The organism is Flavonifractor sp. (assembly GCF_019422385.1).
GTDB lineage: Bacteria > Bacillota > Clostridia > Oscillospirales > Oscillospiraceae > Flavonifractor > Flavonifractor avistercoris.
This window is the reverse complement of record NZ_JAHZDL010000076.1, coordinates 8,367-11,601: the sequence shown is the minus strand read 5'-3', so window position 1 is coordinate 11,601 and position 3,235 is coordinate 8,367. Positions and strand designations below refer to the sequence as shown.

Sequence of the window (3,235 nt, the reverse complement as noted above, 5' to 3'; positions counted from 1 at the left end):
CGCTGATCGTCCGGGCCGCCCCCAGCGACGTGGCCGCCGGGGAGATCCCCGACGTGCTGGGGGAGCTGGCGGGAAAGCTGCTCACCGGCGGCTCCGCCGATCCGGACGCCGCCCGGGACGCCCTGCTCCACACCATGGCCTGCAAGGCGGCCATCAAGGGCGGACAGAAGAACAGCCCCGGCGAGCTGTACAAGGTGGCCGAGGCCGTCATGTCCGGCGCGGTCAAATATTGTCCGCATGGCAGGCCGGTGGCGATAGAATTGACCCGGCAGCAGCTGGAGAAGCGGTTCGGGAGAGCATAATTTGACCGCGCATCGCGCCTTTGGCGCGTCCAAGTGTTTTGCGGAGCAAAACCTTGCCGCAGGGGCAATTCATTTGCCCCGAGGATGCAGAAATATTTGGGGCCCCCGGCGGGCCTGACCGCCGGGGAGCAAATACTGTCCCCACGGCAGGCCGGTGGCGATAGAGCTGACCCGCCAGCAGATGGAGAAGCGGTTCGGGAGGGCATAGCGGGGGAAGCCCGGTTTCCAAACAAAAAGCGACACCATTCGCCTGATAATTGGTATATATTGGATGCATCTTACAGAAAGAAGGAGTGCATCCACATGCAAAAGACCAACAACCTGCAAGACCTGTTCCTGCTCCGGGCCCGGAAAACCCGCGCCGCTGTCACCGTGTTCCTGATGAACGGCTACCAGCTGCGGGGCCAGATCACGGGATACGACGCCTTCGTGGTGGTACTTATGACGGGGGACAAGCAGCAGGTCATCTACAAGCACGCCATCTCCACCATCGTGCCCGAGCGGGCCATTTCCCTGGAGGCGGAGGCGGCGGCGGACTGAGGAGCGCCCATGAAGCAAGGGAAGCTGATCAACCGAATCATGATGCTGGTGCTGCTGGCGGCGGTGGTGGTCTATCTGGCCGCCTCCGCCTGGCGCAGCTTCCGGGATCCGTACACCTTTGTGATGTCCTACGCCTACACCGTGGACGACAGCCTGGAGGCCACCGGCTTCCTGGTGCGGGAGGAGACCGTCCTCTCCGGCGGCGGCGGCACGGTGGAGCTGCTGCCCGAGGAGGGGGAGAAGGTGGCCCGGGGGGAGAAGGTGGCCCTGCTCTACCAGAGCGGGGAGGGCCTGGAGCGGCGGCAGGAGCTGGAGAGCCTGACCCTGGAGCGGGAGCAGCTGGAGTACGCCCTGGAGCGGGCCCAGACCGGCGGCGACGCCTCCCAGCTGAGCCAGCAGGTGCTGGACGCCATCGCCGATCTCCACGCCTCGGTGGCCGCCGGGGATCTCACCCGGCTGGAGGAGGAGGCCCAGAAGCTGAAGAGCCTGGTCTACAAGCGGGAGTACACCTTCAGCGAAGGGGAGGGGGAGGGGGACGCCTCCGCCGCCATCCAGGCCTCCCTGGACGAGGTGGAGGCCCAGATCTCCGCCCTCACCGCCCAGGCCGCCCAGGACACCACTGCGGTCACCGCCGGCCAGTCGGGGGTGTTCTCCGGCCAGACCGACGGCTTTGAGAGCCAGCTCACCCCGGACAAGCTGGAGACCATCACCGCCGCGGAGCTCGCCCAGCTCGCCCGGCAGCAGCCCGAAGCCGACCCCAACGCGGTGGGCAAGCTGATCACCGATGCCACCTGGTACTTCGTCTTTGCCGCCGGCAGCGAGGAGGCCCAGCGCCTGCACCAGGGGAGCAGCGTCACCGTCCGCTTTTCCCGGGACTGGTCAGGCGAGGTGGATATGACGGTGGAGCGGGTGGGGGAGCCGGAGGAGGACGGGCAGTGCGCCGTGGTGCTGTCCACCGACCGCTACCTGTCCGAGACCACCCTGCTGCGCCGGCAGACGGTGGAGCTGGTCTTTGACAGCCGGGAGGGCATCCGGGTTCCCACCGAGTCCATCCGGGTGGTGGAGCAGACCGTCACCGACCCGGAGACGGAGGAGGAGAGCCAGGTGCTCACCACCGGCGTGTTCGTGCTGGTGGGCCAGCAGGCGGAGTTCAAGCCCGTCACCGTGGTGGAGCAGATGGAGGAATTCGCCCTGGTGGTGCCCGCCGACGGGGTGTCCGACAGCGAGGCCCTGCGGGCCGGAGATCAGATCATCCTCTCCTCGGTGGAGCTCACAGACGGAGCCGTGATTCTGGATTCTTAATATGGGAGGTTATTCACATGTCCCTTGCAGAGAATATTGCCAAAGTCAACGCAAACATTGCCGCCGCCGCCCGGGAGGCCGGCCGCGACCCGTCCGAGATCGCCCTGGTGGCCGCCACCAAGGTGCAGACCTCGGAGACCATCCGCCAGGCCATCGCCGCCGGCGTCACCATCTGCGGCGAGAACCGGGTGCAGGAGATGACCGCCCACCTGGCGGACAACGCCTATGACGGGGCGGCCCTCCACTTCATCGGCCACCTGCAGACCAACAAGGTCAAGCAGGTGGTGGGCCGGGTGGAGCTCATCGAGTCGGTGGGCTCGGCCCACCTGCTGGACGCCATTGAGGCCCAGGCCGCCAAGCTGGATCTGGTGCAGGACATCCTGCTGGAGGTGAACATCGGCGGGGAGGAGTCCAAGAGCGGCATCGCCCCGGAGGAGCTGCCCGCCCTGGTGAAGCAGGCCGCCGCCTGCCCCCATGTGCGCCTGCGGGGCCTCATGGCCATCCCTCCGGTGGCCGGCCCCGACGGAAACCGCCCGTTTTTTGCAAAAATGCGTCAGCTTTTTGTTGACATAAGAAGTCAGATGGATGATAATAAGACTAGCTTTACCTGCCTCTCCATGGGCATGAGCGGCGACTATGAGAACGCTGTCCGTGAAGGGGCCACCCTGGTGCGGGTGGGCACCGCCCTGTTCGGCCCCCGTCCCCCCATGCACAAGGGATAGGAATCACATCGGGAGGTTTACCGACATGGGATTTTTGGACGAGATCAAGCGCCTGGCCCGCCCCTATGAGGACGAGGAGGACGAGGAGGAGTTTGACGACTACGAGCCCGTCTCCCGCAGCGAGCGGATGGACCGCACCGGCGGCGAGCGGCTGGAGCGCCGCGCCGCCAAGAGCAGCCAGGAGAATACCGGCACCCTCTACCCCGTGGAGAACGAGCGGCGCAGCAATAAAGTGGTGAACATCCACACCACCACCCAGCTGCAGGTGGTGCTGGTCAAGCCCGAGCGGTTTGAGAACGCCAGCGAGATTGCCGACCACCTGCGGGAGAAGCGCACCGTGGTGCTCAACCTGGAGTCCACCAACAAGGA

At 66.0% G+C, this 3,235-nt stretch carries 4 protein-coding genes and 1 pseudogene; all 5 read left to right on the top strand.

Going from position 1 to position 3,235, the window contains the following annotated elements:
* Nucleotides 1–302: pseudogene (locus tag QZ378_RS10065) on the top strand (DNA mismatch repair protein MutL); the annotation flags it as partial.
* 303 nt (nt 303–605) lie between these two features.
* Nucleotides 606–842 (top strand): RNA chaperone Hfq, encoded by a 237-nt coding sequence (gene hfq / locus QZ378_RS10060; RefSeq protein WP_191529011.1) that lies wholly within the window; start codon nt 606–608, stop codon nt 840–842.
* 9 nt (nt 843–851) lie between these two features.
* Nucleotides 852–2,144, top strand: a complete 1,293-nt coding sequence (locus tag QZ378_RS10055; protein ID WP_291258171.1) for an HlyD family efflux transporter periplasmic adaptor subunit — start codon at nt 852–854, stop codon at nt 2,142–2,144.
* Nucleotides 2,145–2,161: 17 nt separating this feature from the next.
* Nucleotides 2,162–2,866 carry a YggS family pyridoxal phosphate-dependent enzyme gene (locus tag QZ378_RS10050; protein WP_291258170.1) on the top strand — a complete coding sequence of 235 codons (705 nt, stop codon included), beginning with the start codon at nt 2,162–2,164 and terminating at the stop codon, nt 2,864–2,866.
* 25 nt (nt 2,867–2,891) lie between these two features.
* Nucleotides 2,892–3,235: cell division protein SepF (locus tag QZ378_RS10045; protein ID WP_291258169.1), on the top strand; the 344-nt coding region annotated here is incomplete at its 3' end.

Excerpts from the sequence above, each read along its gene's own strand:
- hfq (WP_191529011.1), top strand. The coding sequence starts at position 606 with ATGCAAAAGACCAACAACCTGCAAGACCTGTTCCTGCTCCGGGCCCGG.
- QZ378_RS10055 (WP_291258171.1), top strand. The coding sequence starts at position 852 with ATGAAGCAAGGGAAGCTGATCAACCGAATCATGATGCTGGTGCTGCTG.
- QZ378_RS10050 (WP_291258170.1), top strand. The coding sequence starts at position 2,162 with ATGTCCCTTGCAGAGAATATTGCCAAAGTCAACGCAAACATTGCCGCC.